Here is a 17,757-nt window from a genome sequence, read left to right as displayed (position 1 = left end):
CAGATTAAATTTTGCCTTTAACCGCTCATGGACAAACTCTCTTTAACACTTACTTCTTCAAAGTGCGAGCTTCTAGACAACATTCTAAGGGAATTTGGAACAGAGAAGTACATAAAGACAGATTTGGTAAGCAAAATCTTCCGTGGTAACAACATCCTTGCATCCGAATATTTAAGCCTACTCGTACAATTGGATCTCATCTTCTTAATTGGTGAAGTTAAAGGATACCCCCTTCCCGCGATGATTGGTAAGCAGCCTGGCGTTGAGCGGTTTATGAATGAAGGCGGTTTTATGCGTCGTTTCGAACTCAAAAAGCTACAAGAAGAAGCCGGAAAGAACCTGCAAGAACTTCAAATCGAAAACATCCGTTTACGGCATACTGTAGAAGTACAAAAAAAACAAATTGAACTCCTGGAATATACCCTTAAGCAGTTGGAAAATAAGTTGGGTTAAAAAAAACTCAAATTAAAAATGAGGTTAAGGTATCGGATTTCCAGACTTACAACAGCTAATGCTAAAAATCTTGAGCGCAGAATTATCTCTCAACTGGAGAAGGGAAACTATAACATTCTGTCGAAAAATAATGGTGAAATTGTCTTTGATGATTTGCTAGGTTCAACATCAAAGTCCAATTATTACAAGATGGTGAATCACGGAACTATTAAAGTTATGAAGGATGACAATTGCACAGTTACCTATATATATGACATATCTATTAATTTTGAATTTGTTCTCTGTTTATTAATCATTGGCTTCGCTGTATTTAGTCAAATTCTAGAGCTAATACTTTTACTTCTGGGAGTTATACTTCAATTTATAGTTAAGTTAAGGATTTTAAAAGAACAAGGAATAGCTCTGATGGATTATGTAGCATGGAGCGGCCACCACTATATAGATTTGGCAACCAATCTTCAAACAAAAGGGGCAAGGTCATAACAACCTCACCCCAATCTAAATTAACGCTCTCGAAACAAAAGTATATCTCCTTTATGAAGCTTTGATGAATTTTTTTGATTTCACCAAGAAATTTAAGATCCGTTTCTGCATGAAAAGTAGAAACAGAATACACCTCAGTTTTCTTAAAAACAAAAACAACTTTCTGAGGGTTCATTTCGTATAGTTGCTAATGGGTTTTAAATTGTAAATATCATTGCATTTAAATTTTGTTTGAAATTTGTTAAATGATGTCACGTTCTTTTTGTTTTTCTGTCAAAACTTGTAAATTGCTTTATTAAAAAGCTACAAATTGTCAGTTATTCGAATTGAATAAATCCTTACAATAAACCGACAAAATGAGAATTTAAAAGGGTTGTAATTAATAAATTCCCTTTTAAAACCTATAAAACAGTTATTACGTAGATAGATATATCAAAACACATCGTTCTCTCAAAGATATTCTTTTGGTAATTTTAGGTTGGGGGATATATATACTGCCTTTTATCCACCTATATGGCGCAATTGTTGATAAAATAAACAAAACGGTACAGTCGCTTTTTATAATTTATTTTATAGTTTAGGGACGTAGCTGTTAAGAAAGGTATTATGGAAGCAAAATTTTCACCACAGGTTAAAGATGTAATCTCTTTTAGTAGGGAGGAAGCGCTCCGCTTAGGGCATGATTACATTGGAACCGAACATTTATTATTGGGCCTCATCCGCGAAGGCGATGGTATGGCTATAAAAATTTTACGATCGTTAGGAGTTGATACAAGTAAATTGCGCCGCTCAATTGAAGATGCTGTTCGTGGTACTTCGAGTGTTACAGTTAACTTAGGGAATATTCCATTAACTAAGCAGGCCGAAAAGGTTTTAAAGATTACTTACTTAGAAGCTAAAATATTTAAAAGCGATTTAATTGGAACAGAACACTTGTTGTTATCTGTTTTAAGAGACGATGATAATATTGCCTCACAAATCCTACTACAGTATGGCGTTACTTACGATGTTTTTAAACAGGAGGTAGAAGTGAACAAAAATGGTTTCAGAGATGATATTTCAAACAGCGCCTCAACAGGCGGCGATGATGATTATCGTGAAGAAGAAAGTTTCAGTACCCCTAAAAAGGTATCTGATATTAAATCAAAAACCCCTGTACTCGATAATTTTGGTCGTGATTTAACTAAGGCAGCAGAAGAAGGTCGTTTAGATCCAATCGTAGGTCGTGAGAAAGAGATTGAGCGTGTGTCTCAAATTTTATCTCGAAGAAAAAAGAACAACCCAATTTTAATTGGAGAGCCAGGTGTTGGTAAATCGGCCATTGCAGAGGGTTTAGCCCTGCGCATTGTACAACGTAAAGTTTCGCGTGTGCTTTTTGGCAAACGTGTAGTTACTTTGGATTTAGCATCCCTTGTTGCTGGCACAAAATATCGTGGTCAGTTTGAAGAGAGAATGAAAGCCGTTATGAACGAGCTTGAAAAATCTACAGATGTAATTTTATTCATCGATGAGATTCATACCATAGTTGGAGCAGGTGGCGCGTCCGGTTCTTTAGACGCTTCAAATATGTTCAAGCCAGCATTAGCAAGGGGAGAAATTCAATGTATCGGTGCTACAACTTTAGATGAATATCGCCAATACATAGAGAAAGATGGTGCACTCGATCGTCGTTTCCAAAAAGTAATGGTTGAGCCAGCTACACCAGATGAAACTGTAGAAATTTTAACCCGTATTAAAGATAAGTATGAAGAGCACCATGGTGTAACCTATACTGATGAAGCAATTTTAGCCTGTGTTACTTTAACATCTCGTTATATTTCTGATCGTTTTTTACCAGATAAAGCCATTGATGCTTTAGATGAAGCCGGTTCTAGAGTACACTTAACGAACATCCATGTTCCTCAAAACATCATCGATATCGAAGCTAAAATCGAAGACATTAAGTTAGAGAAAAACAAAGTTGTTCGTAGTCAGAAATACGAAGAAGCAGCAAAACTTCGCGATACGGAGAAAAATCTAATTGAAGAATTAGATAAAGCCAAAGCAGAATGGGAAGCAGAAACGAAAACTAAACGCTACGAAGTATCAGAAGACAATGTAGCTGAGGTGGTTTCTATGATGACTGGTATTCCTGTACAACGTGTCGGACAAACTGATAGCGCCAAGCTGTTAAACATGTACGATAAGGTTGCAGAGAAAATTATCGGTCAGGATGATGCCATTAAAAAATTAACCAAAGCAATTCAACGTACAAGAGCTGGTTTAAAAGATCCTAAAAAACCAATCGGTTCATTTATTTTCTTAGGCCCAACAGGTGTTGGTAAAACAGAATTAGCAAAGGAATTGGCTCGTTTCATGTTTGATAGTGATGATTCATTAATTCAAATCGACATGAGTGAGTATATGGAGAAATTTGCGGTTTCACGTTTAGTTGGAGCGCCTCCAGGCTACGTTGGTTACGAAGAAGGTGGTCAGTTAACCGAAAAAGTTAGAAGAAAACCATACGCAGTAATCTTATTGGATGAAATTGAAAAAGCGCACCCAGATGTATTTAATATTCTGTTGCAAGTTTTAGATGAAGGGCAACTGACAGACAGTTTAGGTCGGAAGGTTGATTTTAGAAATACCATCATCATCATGACTTCAAACATCGGTGCACGACAGTTAAAAGATTTTGGACAAGGTGTTGGTTTCTCTACCACTGCAAAAACGACTCAAGCAGATTCTCATAGCCGTGGCGTTATCGAAAGTGCTTTGAAACGTGCTTTCGCCCCAGAATTCTTAAACCGTGTGGATGATGTGGTTGTATTTAACAGCTTGGGTAAAGATGAGATCTTCAGAATCATCGACATCGAATTGAAAGCTTTATTTGGTCGTGTTCATACACTAGGTTACGAAATTGCATTAACAGAAAATGCAAAAGAGTATATCGCCGACAAAGGTTTTGATAGTAATTTTGGTGCTCGTCCATTAAAAAGAGCGATTCAGAAATATTTGGAAGATCCAATTGCAGAAGAAATTCTGAAAGGAGAATTGACCGAAGGTGATGTTTTAGAAATCGACTACGATAAAAAAACAGAACTAATTTCAATCGTTCATAAAAAAGGCGAAAAGAAAAAGGAAGAACCAAAAAAGGAAGAAGATTCTTCAAGTAAATAAATTTCAAACTCCCGATTAAAGTCGGGAGTTTTTTTTTTGATTTATTTTCAAAGTTTGACCTGCTTTTCTATGAGCTCAATTGTAGTGATCAGCTTGGGCCATTTTTGAATCACTTAAAACAAACCACAGGCTTAAAATAAACTTGTTTGATTGCTAGGAATTTTAAATAAAGTATGGTTTAAGCTTATCTCATTTATATTCAGACCATTCCGTTTTGCATGTAACCTAAAATTATCTCTAATCATTTGTGCAATATTTCCATCCCCCCGCATTCGATCACCAAAGCGACTATCATTCACATTTCCACCATGACAGCTTTGAATCATGTGCCAAACTTTGTCAAACCGATCCGGAAAATTTTTCCGCAACCAATCTTCAAAAATCTGTGCAATTGCGCCATTTAACCGTACAACCGTATAGCCCGCTTTAATTGCCCCAGCTTGGGCAACTGCTTTTAAAATTTTGGGAATTTCATGGTCGCTTAATCCAGGAATGAGGGGCGCAACCATTACACCCATCGGAATTCCTGCTTTGCTCAATTCTTCTACAACCCTCAATCGTTGTTTGGCAGAAGTGGTTCTAGGCTCCATAACTTGCCTTAAATCTTCATTTAAACTGTTGATGGATACATAAACCATGCATAAATTTAACTTGGCCATTTCGGAAAGAAGATCGAGATCCCTTAAGATGAGTGAATTCTTGGTAATCATTCCAATAGGTTGCTTATACGCTAACGCTATTTCTAAAAGCTGTCTGGTGAGTTTGAATTTTCGTTCGGCAGGCTGGTAGCAATCTGTATTTCCAGAAAGCGAAATGGTGCTGGCATCCCAACCTTTTTTCTCTAAAAACTTTTTAAAAAGCGCTGGGGCATCCTGTTTCACGATGATTTTCCGTTCGAATTCTATGCCGGCACTGTAGCCCCAATATTGGTGGGAGTTTCTCGCATAACAATAGGTACATCCATGCTCACAGCCCTGATAAGGATTTAATGAATACGCCATGCCTACATCTGGGCTATCAACCTTATTTACAATGCTTTTAGAACGATCAAATAGAAATGTTGTTTTATGATCGGTTTCTTCCCAATCGTCTATACCCTCATCGTGTTCCTTCACATAAACATCTTTTAAAAATTTGTTATGCGGGTTCACTTGTGCTCCACGACCTTTAAAATATGGCTTTTCAGCATCAATATTCATAGCTTAAAAATACTAATATTTTTAGTAATTCGAGCTATTGTTGAAAAGTTTGTTCTACAGTTTTGGCATGTTAGATAGCCTTAATCTAGCGCTAATTTGCGACTAAGGATTTGGCATTAGCTTTCGGTAGTGGTATGTAGTCCATAGGAACCATATCTGCTACTTTTTCGTAGGCCCAATAGCCTTCAAAAAGTAATGATCTAGAATCGTAAATGCCTCCATTTTCATAAAAGCGAACAGGTGCTTGCAATAAATTAATTACTGATATTTCATTTTCTGGAACATCCAACGGTCTAAAAACCCAAAAACCTGATTTTGAATAGGCCAAAGATTCTTTTTCTTTCGTGTATTGTACGCATAGTGCATCCGTATAATCTAGCCATTTCAAGTTTTGGTTGTAGTAATGCACCAACGTATCGGTTAATAATTCTGCCCGACTAAACTTATCGATTGTTTTCGGCATATCTCTTTGTTTGGTCCAAAAGGATAGGAGCGCAGTATCAATTTTCCCAGCGGTTTTTCTTATTCCGGTCTTTTCGGGCAAGGTTTTTATTTTTCTTAAATTCTCATTAATCACATGTTCCGGATAGCGGTTTGGATTTGGAATTTTAATCATTTTGGTAATGATATAGCCCTCATCCTGAGCTTTATTTTGATACAATGATTTAAAGAAATGTTGCGAAGAGCCGTAATAAGCGACCTCTCTTGCTGCAATGTATTTTTTCTTTTTGGCTGCGGTGGCTTTCAATTCTTCAAAAAATGGATGACCGGAGTAATAAATGATGTGCGTTCGAGAATTATATTCAAAATGATCGAGCATGTATTTCAACCGATAACCCAAGGCTTTATTTTCGACCACTAAAAATTCGGTAGTGCTAACGGTTAGCGTACTGTTTGTAACATCAAAATCTACATTTAAAACCTGTGGGTTCAATATTTTGCATTGGAGTGCATTTGGCGTTTTACCAATAAAAAACTCCTTAAACTGATTGATGTATTTTTGTCTGTTTGGGTCTGCACGGATAACCACTTCATCCAATTGGGCAATATTTTCTTTCAGCACCAAATCAACCTGTACAGATTGATCGGAAATGATTACGCTTTTTGAGAAGGGTAAGTAGCCAACCAATTGAACCAATAAATCATAGCTTCCCGGTTTCAAATTGCCGAGTTTAAACCTGCCATCATTATCTGCAACGGTTGCTATTTTATAACCGCTTAAATAAATGCTTGCACCAGGCAAGCCGTCTTTCTTATCGCGAACTATCCCTGTAATGGCATAGGTATTTTGAGCAAATGAATTGTTAGCCAGAATAAGAAGTAGGAGGGATACTAAAAGACGCTTAATCATGGAGACGAATGTAGCCAAAAGCCTTAATATTTAGGAAAATGAAAAAGGAATTTTAACAATTTTAACATTCTAAAACGATATAACAGGCATGGTTTTACTTTGTGGGAGGCAAATAATCCATTGGCACGCTATCTGCAACTTTTTCCCAAGCCCAATACCCCTCATAAAGCATTGATCTTGTATTGTAAACGGAGCCATTTTTATAAAAATATACCGGCCTAATCGATAGATTGATCAACGAAACTTGGTAGTTGGGCATGTCTAATGGTCGAGCAATAGATTGACCCATTCTACTGGAAAAGGCCTCGTTTTCTTTTTCCTTAGTATAGATGATATACAACACATCGTTGAAATCTATACTTTTAATGTTCTGGTTAAAATTGTGCACCAAAGTATCAGGTGAAATCTGGGTTCTATTTAACACAGAGATACCTTTTAGTAAATTTCTCTTTGCAATCCAGTAGCTCAAAGAATCCTGTTCATGGGTATTTATGCGCAGTGTTCCGTTCTGAGCTTTCATCAAGCGTTTTATGTTTGCGTTAATGATACTGTCAGATGGTCTTTCCGTATTGGGTTTTCTAATCAGTTTATTGATTACGAAACCTTCCTCCAACGAAGAATGATTAAAAAGTGAAGTAAAAAAATGTTGTGCAGAACCATGATAGGCTTCTAATCTTTTTGCCGCCCATTTTTTCTTCCTAGAAAGAGAACCAGGTAAATCTTCATAGGTTGGATAACCCTCGTAGTAAATAATTCTCGCCCTAAAATCGTACTGAAAATCATTGATTAAATATTTAATCTTATAGCCTAGTGCTTTATTTTCGATGATCAAAAACTCCTCTGTTTTTACTTTTAGGATGCCTTCTTCCTTACTAAAATCTATCCTCAAAACCTGTGGATTAAGAATTTTGCAGTTTTCAGCATTTGGCGTGTTGCCAATAAAATAGGTTTTAAAAGTGTTGATGTAGTTTTCTCTATTGGGATCTGGTTTTATGGTAACTTCCGCTAGCTGCGTTACACTCTCCTCCAATATGAAATTTAGTTTCACAGGTTTATCTATCATTACAACATTTTTATTTACAGCTTTAAATCCAATCAGCTGAACAAGGATGTCGTAATTCCCGGGTTTTAAGTTTAAAATGTATTCTCCATCATTATTGGTAGAGGTGGCAATTTTATATCCACTCACATAAATGCCAGCGCCCGGTAAAGCCTCACCTTTTTTATCTTTTACAGAACCACTCAAACTGAGATTTTGCTGAGCAAAGGTTTCAACAAAGCACAACAATAGAAACAATAAAATAGGGATTTTTTTCATTATTCAAATATAAACTAATTTTCTAGTTTGAATAATTTAGATTAAGAATCTTTTATTAAAGAATCCGCTAGCAGTATAATCAATTTTTTTAGCACCCCTAAAATCAGTAAGGCCTAAACTTTTCCTAGCAACTTAAATGGAACATCAACGGAATAAACGTCTCTAATAGGTTTACCATTTCTGATGCCGGGATTCCATCTGCTCATAATTTTTAGTGCCTTAATAACTTCCTCTGCACAGCCATATCCTATATCCTTTGTTACGAGGAAATTTTCTGGAAATCCTTTAGCATTTATCACAAACTCTACGGTAACTAGACCTTCCATAGAGTTTTGCACCGCTTTTTTTGGGTAAATTATATTTTCGCTGAGGAACTTATACAGCTGTCTTGCACCTCCAGGGTATTCAGCTTTACGATCTCCCATGCCGTACCCGCCATCAAAATCATATACTTTAGTTTTTGAATTTGGAGATAGCTGCCTGTATTTTGGTTTTTCATTTAATTTTCTTGCAGCTATTAAGATTTGAGTTTGATCTGCATTCATTTCAACAATTGGAGAAGGTGCTAGCCTAACCAATAAATACCGACTAGAAACACGGTTTAGATACGATGTTCCTTGGTTAGAATCGACGATAATGCTATTATTGGGCTTAAACCCAACAATTCTGAACAAACCATTTTTATCAGATTTAGTCGTTTGGTCATTTCCAAATATGATGACTGCATCTTTAACAACGGCGCCATTTTGGTTCACTACCTTTCCATTAACATTGATGGTATCAATGTAGGTTATCAAAGTATCTTTCAAGGTTTGTGATTTTGCTTGAAGCGTTAAACCAGTTAAAAGGATTAGAATCAAATGTTTCATATCTTTAGGATGAATTTAATTCTCGATTCCACAAACTATGCTAACAATTCCTTTGCATTTTCGATAGCCGATGCCCCAGGATTTTTGCCACTTAACATTTCTGCAAGCACCTCAATTCTTTCTTCTTGCTTAAGTTTTCGAATACCCGTTGTGGTTTTACCACCATCTTCATTTTTGTAAACAAAGTAATGAGACAAGCCTTTGGCAGCAATTTGAGGGAGGTGCGTAATGGAAATCACTTGCATATTATGCCCCAATTGAGCAATTACCTCACCAACTTTCAAGGCGGTTTCTCCTGAGATACCTGTGTCTATCTCATCAAATATTATGGTGGGTAGAGAAGTATGTTTGGCCAACAAAGCTTTTATAGAAAGCATCAGTCTTGACAACTCACCTCCAGAGGCTACCTTATTTACAGGGGCAGGAGCCTGACCAGCGTTGGCTGTAAAAAGTAAATTGATTTCATCCAAACCATCTTTGCCAAGATCTTGTAGAGCCTGTTGGTTTAAGACCAATTTTGCATTTGGCATGCCTACATTTTTTAAAGTTTGGCTGTTTTGTTCTTCTACAGTTTTTATGGCTTTTTTGCGATTTAAACTAAGTTGATTTGCTTTCTTTTGGAGTTCAACTTTAAGTTGTTCTATCTCTTTGGTAAGTTGCTCAATCGTTTCGTCAGAAGATAGAAGCTGATTTAAATTGTTCTCGAGTTGCTTTTGCAGTTCAAGCAATTCTGTATTATCCGCAACGCGATGTTTCTGCTGTAAAGAATACAACAAATCTAAGCGCTGATTGATCACATCCAAGCGCTCGGCACTATGTAATGTATCGGCTTCTATTGCAGCAATTTCATCGGCAATGTCTTTAATTTCGATAATTGAAGAACGCAATCTTTCGTACAAGCTGTTTATTGATGGGTCGAACTTTTCAATGCCTTGTAGCTGGAGTTGCGCCTCTTTGAGCATTTGCAAGGCTGAAGGTTCAGTTTCATTAAGTAAACCTGAGGCTGTTAAAAGTGCCCGTTTTATGCTTTCGGCATGGGTTAAGCGTTCTAATTCCTGCTCTAACTCTTCTTGCTCATGCGCTTTCAGATTAGCTCGCTCCAGCTCGTTAAACAGAAATTGCTCATAATCCTGCTTGCTTCTGGCCTCATTGGCATCCGCAATTAGTTTTTTTAATCGATTACTTTCTAGTTTGAGTTTTTTGAAGCCAGTCCGATAATCAAAAAGCAATGCATTATGGTTCGCTAGAGAATCAACAATCAACAACTGAAAATCGGCATCGTTAATTTCCTGCGTGGCATGTTGCGAATGGATATCGATTAATTTCTCTCCAATTTGCTTTAATATCGAAAGGTTTACCGGCGTATCATTTATGAAAGATCTCGATTTACCGTCAATTGAAATTTCTCTGCGGAGCGTACTTTCGTTAAAGAAATCCACATCATGTTCTTCAAAAAGACTTTTTAAGTTTTCGTCACCTAAAGAGAAAGAACCTTCTATAACGCATTTTTTATCTTGGTTGAAAAAGTACTTGCTTTCTGCACGTTGCCCTAAAATTAAAGATAGCGCACCCAAAATGATGGATTTACCAGCACCAGTTTCACCCGTAATAATATTTAAGCCTTGATCAAATTCAATGTCCAGACTATCTATTAAAGCGTAATTTCGTATTGAAAGTTTTTGTAGCATAGAGACTACGAAAATAAACATTTAACCTCGTAGGTTGGAATATCCATTGGGTTTTTTTGAAACAAAAAACGGCGAAGATTTTTCCTTCACCGTTTTAATCTATTTGGTTTAATTGTGGTTATTGTTCTCGTCGTTCTGGTTTATCCTTTTTCTCTTTTTTCTCCATTTTTTCTTGAAGTTCTTTCACTTCCCGATTAAAACGCTCTTTAAGTTTTTTGTACTCGTCAGATTCCCTCACTTTTCTCGATGCACCCTCTTGAAGAAAAAGTACTTGCCCGTCAGAATCTAAATTTAAGCTGCGTAACTTACCTATCGAATCTAAATTTGTGCCAGATAGGGATAGCATTTTTCGACCATCAAAGTCTTTCATTTGAATTTTCAACCCTTCTATTTGGGCTCTGAATTCGGGACTGTTCACCTTTGCCGACATCTCTAATCCAATTTTTCTCCATTTTTCCTGTGCCTCTGGCGAACTGAATTCTTTAGCCATATCCTCACTCATTTTTTTCCATTTGGCTTGTTCTTCAGGAGAATTCATTTTCTTTGCCATTTCTTCACCCATTTTCTTCCATTTGGCTTGAGCTTCTGGCGAGTTAAATTTCTTAGCGAAATCTTCTCCAAATTTTTTCCATTTGGCCTGTGCCTCAGGAGAGTTGTACGTTTTGGCTACATCTTCCCCAAATTTCTTCCATTTCTGTTGTGCTTCGGGCGAACTAAATTCGCGGTATATTTTGGCTTGAAATAGAGAATCTCTAAACTTGAAAGCGGTGTCTAAATTTAGTCTGTAAACCTGATTCCCTTGAAAAAGTTGATCTCGGTAAAAATCTTTCCTCAAGCTGTCGGGCATCTCTTTCACAGAGTTGTATTCTTTTTTATTGCCATTTGCATCAATCGTTACAATTTTAATTTTATTCTTTTTGGTTGTGTCTAAATAAACGGTCGATTTATTATAGGTTTCCAGGATTGATAGAGATTTGTTTTCTTTAACGATTTTTTTCGTTGTCGTTTTGCGCTCCGCAGGATTAATCCACGCGATTGAAAACAGGCAGGCAATACCCAATGTTAAGGCCGCCATTTGCTGTTTGGCATTTAAGTAATTGGTTTTCATGTTGGTAATTCTTTTAATACGTTGATATAGGTTTTGGGTTTTGCCTGTTGCGGCTAAAGCATAAGCAGGACTATTTTTTTCTTTAAGTAATTCTAATTTCAATAGGGCATGAGCATAATTCAAAGGCTTGCCCGTAATTTTCAATACCAAATCGTCACAAGCGTGTTCTCTTTCTATGTGTATAAATCTGCCCGCTAGCCAAACAAAAGGGTTAAAGAAAAGCAAGTTCTCAACGGCAGTTTTAATCAAGTTTAATAAGAAATCGTTTCTGCGGATGTGAGAAAGTTCATGGATCAATATCGCTTCCACCTGTTCTTCATCCAATTGATTCACTAAGGCCAAAGGGAATAAAACAACTGGTTTTAAATAGCCAATAACCAACGGCACGTTTACAATTGCAGATAGGTGAAACTTAATGGTTTTATTAATTTTTAGATTCGACGTAACTTGAATAAATAGCTCCTGCCAACGATCCGGAATCGCACTTAAGCTTTGTTTTTTAAATCTGGATAATTGACTGTAGCCTTTAACAATAACGAAAAGTTGTAACACAATTCCGATGATATAGAATGCCACCACAACTGGGAAATATTGCTCAGCCTTGCTGCTAAAGCTTTGCGGCATGTTGTTGAAATAAGCGTAAGCTTGAAGATTCTGAAAGTTGGTAGCGGATATCGGTTCGGTTGTACGCTCTAGCAACTGGTGGATTAAGTTATAAGCAAATCCAGCGAACATCATTAATATGGAGCCGAAAGCCAAATTGTGTTTGTATTTGGCGGCCAATTTGGGTAGGCTAAATAAAACGATAAACAAACTACCGTAAACGATAGCACTTTGCCACAAGGAGTTTAAAATGCTCCAGCCAAATGCCTTAATAAATTGTTGAACTAAAGTTTCCATAGTAATAATTTTTCTGTTCGAGTTTTTAATTGTTCATAGAGGGATCCAAACCCACACCATTCAATCCTAAGCCATTTTATTTTAGACTGTCTAAATATTTTTTGATCTCGTCAATTTCATCAGCACTCGCACTATGGTTTCCTAAAGCCTGCATCACTAACCTTGCTGCCGATCCATTAAATACATTGTCAATCATTTTGTTAACCAACTGTTTCTCCGTTTTATCTCGATTAACAATGGCCTTGTAAATGTGCGTTTTCTGATTTGTATCCCGCTCTACCATGCCCTTTTCATGCATAATCTGCATAAGTTTAAGCGTTGTGGTATATCCAGAGTCTTTTTTGTTCAGCGATTCATGCACTTCTCTCACAGTTGCTAGGCCTTTTTGCCACAGCACCTGCAAAATTTCCATTTCTCCTTCAGTGGGTTTGATGTTGCTACTCGTCATATTGTTACAGTTGTACGAATTATTTCGTATGTAAATGTACGAAGATATTCGTATAATCAAAATATTTTAACATTTTTTTTAATTATGATACAGGGGATAATTTAAAATTGCACTAGAGCGTGTAAAGGGGGGGAAGGGTTAAAACCCTTTGAATGGACTAAGTACTACAACCAATAAGCAAATCTTCCCAGCTCGGCACATGGCGAAGGCTTGGCAAATTGAGGCACAACATTGAAATCCTCAGTAAAATTTTCGGAGGGCTATTAGATATTAGTGCTTGAAAAAATTTTTGGGTAATCCGTAACTGTTTATTTCCTTAAAGCCTCGTATTTTCCAATGTTCGCAGGATCGATTTCGGCAAGCATGTTGTACGCTTTTGCTCGTTCTTGTCCATTCAATTTCGACAGCACGTTGGTAATTTCTTCCGCTTTTGATGCAAAATAAACATTTGGAAATATAGAGCCAAGCTTCTGTTTGTCCATTTGTTGAAGAGCGGGCAGCGCAGAAACGATTTGACCTAAGCCCTTATCGTTATCCGTCAGCTGGTCTAAACCACTTAAGTGATAACTATAAATGAATGATCTAAGTTCACTAAAAACCGGATTAAGCGCATTCTCATTAAACCAAAAACGGTTACGTAAACCATCGGCAGCTTTCCAACCCGTATTGCCAGAAGCTTGCGCTAGGTTAATAATATTTTGGGCTTTCTTAAAATATGGCGTACCACCCATTTTGCTAAAGCTATCCTTATCCAAGCCAATTATGGTATAGGCATAGTAAGATAGCAGGGCACTGATGTTAGAAATGTAATTCTGATCTGAAAAATCTATGGTAGATCCATCATTAAAGCTAAAGTCGAAATTCTTATCGCTCATATTCAGCAAGGTGCTATTGTACGAACTGTTAAAAACCGGCCTGCTGCTTTGAATTTGAGCTTCTGCAGCATAACCCGAACCACCATCCCACGAAGTTATGGTGATGACAAAATTACAGTCAATTCTTTCCTGTGGTTTGTAGCTTTCGTTGCTAAACTTGTTATTATTCAAAAAATCGCGAATGGTTTTTTGCAGTGCTTCTAAAGTTGGCTTGCTAATGTTAGAAACCTGTGGTGCCAAAAGTTGTACCCTAGCATTCAATTCTTGAGCATTGAGTTTTCCAAAACCAATCAAAAGAAGAAAAAAAACAATTCGTTTTATCATTTTATAAGTTTTAAAATGGCATTACAAATATCTTTTGCAACTTCATTTTTCGATTTCACATCAAAAACAGTACGCTCTAATGCCCTGCTAAAAATAGTAATTTTATTTGTATCTGATTTAAAACCCGCTCCTTTATCGTTTAAGGAATTTAATACAACCAAATCCAAATTTTTCCTTTCTAGTTTTCCCTTGGCATAATTCTCCTCATCGTTGGTTTCTAGGGCGAAGCCAACCAAAATTTGTTCAGGCTTCTTAATTTTACCCATGGAAGCTAAAATATCTACCGTTTTCTCTAGCGCTAAATTAAAATCGCTTTCCTGCTTTTTAATTTTTTGCTCCGCAATCATCTTTGGTCTGTAATCGGCCACAGCAGCGCACATGATAGTAACATCGCTTTGTTCGAAATTCGCATTGCAAGCATTAAACATATCTTGGGCACTGATCACATCAATTCTGGTTAAGGCTTCGGTACTTTTCTCACTCGTGGGTCCAGCAATCAAAGTCACCTCAGCACCAAGCTTTGCCAATTCGTCCGCCAAAGCAAATCCCATTTTACCAGAAGAATGATTACCAATAAAACGAACCGGGTCAATCGCCTCATAAGTAGGGCCAGCAGTTACCATAACCTTTTTACCAAAAAACGGCATCGACTTTTTTAGTGCATGCTCAAGGAAAGCCACAATTTCTTCAGGCTCTGCCATGCGCCCAGCACCATGAAGCCCGCTAGCCAGTTCCCCGGTTCCAGGTTCAATTACCGTATTGCCAAAACCAGTTATAGTTTGAATGTTATTTTGCGTAGCCTCATGCTTCCACATGTCTAAATCCATCGCGGGTGCCACATATACCGGGCATTTTGCAGAGAGGTAAACCGCAGTTAACAAGTTATCGCAAATGCCAGTGGCTAATTTTGCCAGTGTATTTGCGCTTATGGGTGCAACAATCACTAAATCAGCCCAAAGGCCCAATTCAACATGATTACTCCATACACCGGTTTCTTCTTCGAAGTATTGCGTGTAAACTGGATTTTTAGAAAGCGTAGCGAGGGTAAGTGGTGTAATGAAATTAGCACCATCCTGGGTAAGAATAACCTTAACGTTTGCACCAGCTTTAACCAACAATCTAACCAAAAAGGCCGATTTGTAAGCTGCAATGCTACCGCAAACGCCAAGAATTATGTTTTTATTGTTGAGCATGGAGCATCAGTTTAGGGCATATAGCAAGGCGCCTAATGCATAAAAACGCCATGCGCTAAACGTCTTGCGCTTCTGCTGTTACTTTTGTTCTTTAGATGGATTTCTGTGATAAATTTTTTCATTCAAAAATTCATCAATAGCAACCAAAACAGGCTTAGGCATACGTTCGTAATGCTTGCTGATTTCAATTTGCTCACGATTTTCAAAGATCTCTTCTAAGTTATCATTGCTAGAAGCAAATTCTGCTAATTTACCATGCAATTCCTCTTTCATGTTATTTGAAATCTGGTTTGCTCTTTTAGCAATCACAACTAAAGATTCGTAAAGGTTATCTGTAGTTTTATCTAAATCGTGTACATTTCTGGTAACAGTAGTATTCGGTACAGCAGGTTTGTTAGTATTCATGTATTACTTGTTTTTAATATCCGTTTTGTTAACTGTAGTGTCTTTTAGCTTTCCAGTTCTAATCAACATTTCTTTGTATTTTGCCTGTTCAACAGCAAAGTCTGCAAGTTCTTGTTTAGTAACAATCAAACCAGCATCAATATCCTGTTTCACTTGTTTTGCCTCTCTGGCAAACTTGCTATCAGGGTGATTTTCATTAAATTCAGTGTATAAAGCTGTCGCCTCATTGTAACGATCTTCCTGACGGAAAACGTAACTATTTTTGGCATACAAATACTGTGCTTTGATCATCAAGAAATCCATTTCCTCAGCATACTTAATATCTGGAAAATCTCGTTGAGCATTTTTCAAAGCAATAACTGCAGCTCTGTAATTGTCAACATTACTTGGGCCAGTAGTTAAATACATTTTAGCATTTTCAAAAGCCTTATCTTCAAGTTTTCCTCTTAAATCAGCAATATATTTACTTGCAGCAGCAGCCCGATCACTTGTTGGGTATAAATTCACAAACAACTGTAAAGCATCTATAGCCTTATAAGTGTTTTCTTGATCTAACGAAAAAGTTGGCGATTCTAAATAGTAGCAATAAGCGCCCATGTAACGAGCTTCTTCCGCATTTTTACTCGCTGGGTAAGTATCTGCAAAGCTTTTAAACTGGTATCTTGCAGTGGTATAATCGCTTAATCTATATAAAGTATAAGCATAATAATAATTCAAATCTTCAGCTTCCGCACGGCCACGATACTTCTGAGATAAATCCTCAAAAAGCACCAATGCTTTACTATAATCCCGTTTATTGTATAAACGAAGCGCCTCTTGGTATTTTTTAGCTACGTCATTACTAGCCCTCAATTTCTCGAAACGACTCTTACAACCCGCCATACCCAAAGCGGCGACAAATACTAAAATAATTAAGTGTTTAACTTTAAACATTCTGCAAAGATAATTAATAATACGATAACATCAATAAAAACAATTGGCCACTAAGCTATGCAAAGCAATTCAGTCCAATATAACCATTAACAATTTTTAACATTACACCATACCAATCAATTAGCAAACGCCTGTTCCATTTTTTTTAGAAAAGCAAAACCCGTACTACTATATAAGGATAGTCCCGCCCTCATTACAAATCCGCTCCCGAGAAAATCGGGATGCGTGTTTTCCATTAGGGTCGGGTTTAGTTAACATCATTCAGTTTCCCAAACCAACAGTTGCAAATCGTGCCGCCTAACCATCAAAGAAACTATAAAAAACACGTTATCGGTAGTTGCAATCGAGATCAAGATTATAGCCTGTTGGAAAAGATTCAGTACTTATTGGTATAAGCAAACTGTTTTTGCAAATATTTCGATTTTTGTTGGGTACTCCTTATATATTAGTAGTCAAAGAAACCTTAATTCGCAAGCAATGGTAAAATTCTAAAATCATTTCAATACTAGGAATAAAATTAGCACGATAATATTGCAAGCTATAATCGCTAATCTGCTCGATAATTTACTCAATTCCATTATTTAATCTCCACAGGATTCGCATTGATAACGGCATCTATAGATATTACGATAGAGTCGAAAATCACCAAAACACTTATTCACTCAAAAAGTTTGCATGGGCCGCTGATTTTTTCTGGTTGATTTTCATTGGGTTATGCCTTTTTCCCAAATTTATTCAGTGATGTGTTTGCACTGGCGATAATTTTTTCTACTTTTGCATCCCGCTTCGGAGGAAACGGTACGAGGGAACAGAGGCTGAGAGGGATCAAGAATTATTTTCAAATAGTTCTTGGAGAAGGGGAAAAAGTTCTTACCTTTGCAACCCGGTTCGGAAGGAACGGGAAGCCCTTGAGAGGGGGCGAGATTGAAGGCATGTGGCGGGAAGAAGCGGGACGAAAAAATAAAAACATTTTATTTGGAAGTTCGGAAAAGATTCCTACCTTTGCACTCCCAACCGAAAGGAAGGGAAAAAAAGACCGGAACGGCGGATG

At 37.1% G+C, this 17,757-nt stretch carries 15 protein-coding genes; 4 read left to right on the top strand and 11 right to left on the bottom strand.

What is annotated here, in order from left to right; genetic code table 11:
* Positions 1-27: 27 nt before the first annotated feature.
* The 3 genes from DHW03_RS11755 to DHW03_RS11745 all read left to right on the top strand — a co-directional run bounded on the left by DHW03_RS11755 (position 28) and on the right by DHW03_RS11745 (position 4,095).
* Entirely contained in the window at positions 28-453 is a 426-nt protein-coding gene (locus DHW03_RS11755; RefSeq protein WP_109926052.1) for a hypothetical protein, read from the top strand.
* Between the two features lie 18 nt (positions 454-471).
* Positions 472-936: a hypothetical protein gene (locus tag DHW03_RS11750; protein ID WP_109926051.1), complete on the top strand. Its 465-nt coding sequence runs from the start codon at positions 472-474 to the stop codon at positions 934-936.
* Between the two features lie 606 nt (positions 937-1,542).
* Complete coding sequence (locus DHW03_RS11745) at positions 1,543-4,095, top strand: ATP-dependent Clp protease ATP-binding subunit (RefSeq protein ID WP_109926050.1); 2,553 nt, start codon at positions 1,543-1,545, stop codon at positions 4,093-4,095.
* A gap of 131 nt (positions 4,096-4,226) precedes the next feature.
* Here DHW03_RS11745 and DHW03_RS11740 read toward each other — a convergent pair whose 3' ends face one another.
* The 11 genes from DHW03_RS11740 to DHW03_RS11690 form a co-directional block, all read right to left on the bottom strand.
* Positions 4,227-5,294, bottom strand: coding sequence for a PA0069 family radical SAM protein (locus DHW03_RS11740; protein ID WP_109926049.1), 1,068 nt, complete (start codon positions 5,292-5,294; stop codon positions 4,227-4,229).
* A 91-nt stretch (positions 5,295-5,385) separates the two neighbouring features.
* On the bottom strand, positions 5,386-6,645 hold the full coding sequence (locus tag DHW03_RS11735) for a carboxypeptidase-like regulatory domain-containing protein (protein ID WP_109926048.1): 1,260 nt from the start codon (positions 6,643-6,645) through the stop codon (positions 5,386-5,388).
* A gap of 94 nt (positions 6,646-6,739) precedes the next feature.
* Positions 6,740-7,963, bottom strand: coding sequence for a carboxypeptidase-like regulatory domain-containing protein (locus DHW03_RS11730; RefSeq protein ID WP_109926047.1), 1,224 nt, complete (start codon positions 7,961-7,963; stop codon positions 6,740-6,742).
* Positions 7,964-8,076: 113 nt separating this feature from the next.
* Entirely contained in the window at positions 8,077-8,832 is a 756-nt protein-coding gene (locus DHW03_RS11725; RefSeq protein WP_109926046.1) for an energy transducer TonB, read from the bottom strand.
* 35 nt (positions 8,833-8,867) lie between these two features.
* Entirely contained in the window at positions 8,868-10,520 is a 1,653-nt protein-coding gene (recN, locus tag DHW03_RS11720; RefSeq protein WP_109926045.1) for a DNA repair protein RecN, read from the bottom strand.
* Positions 10,521-10,638: 118 nt separating this feature from the next.
* Positions 10,639-12,528: a M56 family metallopeptidase gene (locus tag DHW03_RS11715; RefSeq protein WP_109926044.1), complete on the bottom strand. Its 1,890-nt coding sequence runs from the start codon at positions 12,526-12,528 to the stop codon at positions 10,639-10,641.
* Between the two features lie 76 nt (positions 12,529-12,604).
* Entirely contained in the window at positions 12,605-12,976 is a 372-nt protein-coding gene (locus DHW03_RS11710; protein WP_109926043.1) for a BlaI/MecI/CopY family transcriptional regulator, read from the bottom strand.
* 308 nt (positions 12,977-13,284) lie between these two features.
* On the bottom strand, positions 13,285-14,175 hold the full coding sequence (gene porD, locus DHW03_RS11705; RefSeq protein WP_109926042.1) for a type IX secretion system protein PorD: 891 nt from the start codon (positions 14,173-14,175) through the stop codon (positions 13,285-13,287).
* Positions 14,172-15,368 (bottom strand): bifunctional phosphopantothenoylcysteine decarboxylase/phosphopantothenate--cysteine ligase CoaBC, encoded by a 1,197-nt coding sequence (gene coaBC, locus DHW03_RS11700; protein ID WP_109926041.1) that lies wholly within the window; start codon positions 15,366-15,368, stop codon positions 14,172-14,174. The genes porD and coaBC overlap by 4 nt, the downstream gene beginning before the upstream one ends.
* 78 nt (positions 15,369-15,446) lie before the next feature.
* A complete protein-coding gene (locus DHW03_RS11695; protein WP_109926040.1) occupies positions 15,447-15,773 on the bottom strand; it encodes a DNA-directed RNA polymerase subunit omega in 327 nt (108 codons plus the stop codon).
* Between the two features lie 3 nt (positions 15,774-15,776).
* Positions 15,777-16,706 (bottom strand): outer membrane protein assembly factor BamD, encoded by a 930-nt coding sequence (locus DHW03_RS11690; RefSeq protein ID WP_109926039.1) that lies wholly within the window; start codon positions 16,704-16,706, stop codon positions 15,777-15,779.
* Positions 16,707-17,449: 743 nt separating this feature from the next.
* Here DHW03_RS11690 and DHW03_RS19430 point away from each other — a divergent pair.
* The coding region (locus tag DHW03_RS19430; protein WP_205941000.1) for a hypothetical protein at positions 17,450-17,757 on the top strand (308 nt) is incomplete at its 3' end.

The organism is Pedobacter yonginensis (assembly GCF_003173595.1).
Lineage (GTDB): Bacteria > Bacteroidota > Bacteroidia > Sphingobacteriales > Sphingobacteriaceae > Pedobacter > Pedobacter yonginense.
This window is presented reverse-complemented; position numbering and strand designations above follow the sequence as displayed.

Bases quoted from the DNA above. Each gene is read 5' to 3' on its own strand.
- DHW03_RS11755 (WP_109926052.1), top strand. From the start codon at position 28: ATGGACAAACTCTCTTTAACACTTACTTCTTCAAAGTGCGAGCTTCTA.
- DHW03_RS11750 (WP_109926051.1), top strand. From the start codon at position 472: ATGAGGTTAAGGTATCGGATTTCCAGACTTACAACAGCTAATGCTAAA.
- DHW03_RS11745 (WP_109926050.1), top strand. From the start codon at position 1,543: ATGGAAGCAAAATTTTCACCACAGGTTAAAGATGTAATCTCTTTTAGT.
- DHW03_RS11740 (WP_109926049.1), bottom strand. From the start codon at position 5,294: ATGAATATTGATGCTGAAAAGCCATATTTTAAAGGTCGTGGAGCACAA.
- DHW03_RS11735 (WP_109926048.1), bottom strand. From the start codon at position 6,645: ATGATTAAGCGTCTTTTAGTATCCCTCCTACTTCTTATTCTGGCTAAC.
- DHW03_RS11730 (WP_109926047.1), bottom strand. From the start codon at position 7,963: ATGAAAAAAATCCCTATTTTATTGTTTCTATTGTTGTGCTTTGTTGAA.
- DHW03_RS11725 (WP_109926046.1), bottom strand. From the start codon at position 8,832: ATGAAACATTTGATTCTAATCCTTTTAACTGGTTTAACGCTTCAAGCA.
- recN (WP_109926045.1), bottom strand. From the start codon at position 10,520: ATGCTACAAAAACTTTCAATACGAAATTACGCTTTAATAGATAGTCTG.
- DHW03_RS11715 (WP_109926044.1), bottom strand. From the start codon at position 12,528: ATGGAAACTTTAGTTCAACAATTTATTAAGGCATTTGGCTGGAGCATT.
- DHW03_RS11710 (WP_109926043.1), bottom strand. From the start codon at position 12,976: ATGACGAGTAGCAACATCAAACCCACTGAAGGAGAAATGGAAATTTTG.
- porD (WP_109926042.1), bottom strand. From the start codon at position 14,175: ATGATAAAACGAATTGTTTTTTTTCTTCTTTTGATTGGTTTTGGAAAA.
- coaBC (WP_109926041.1), bottom strand. From the start codon at position 15,368: ATGCTCAACAATAAAAACATAATTCTTGGCGTTTGCGGTAGCATTGCA.
- DHW03_RS11695 (WP_109926040.1), bottom strand. From the start codon at position 15,773: ATGAATACTAACAAACCTGCTGTACCGAATACTACTGTTACCAGAAAT.
- DHW03_RS11690 (WP_109926039.1), bottom strand. From the start codon at position 16,706: ATGTTTAAAGTTAAACACTTAATTATTTTAGTATTTGTCGCCGCTTTG.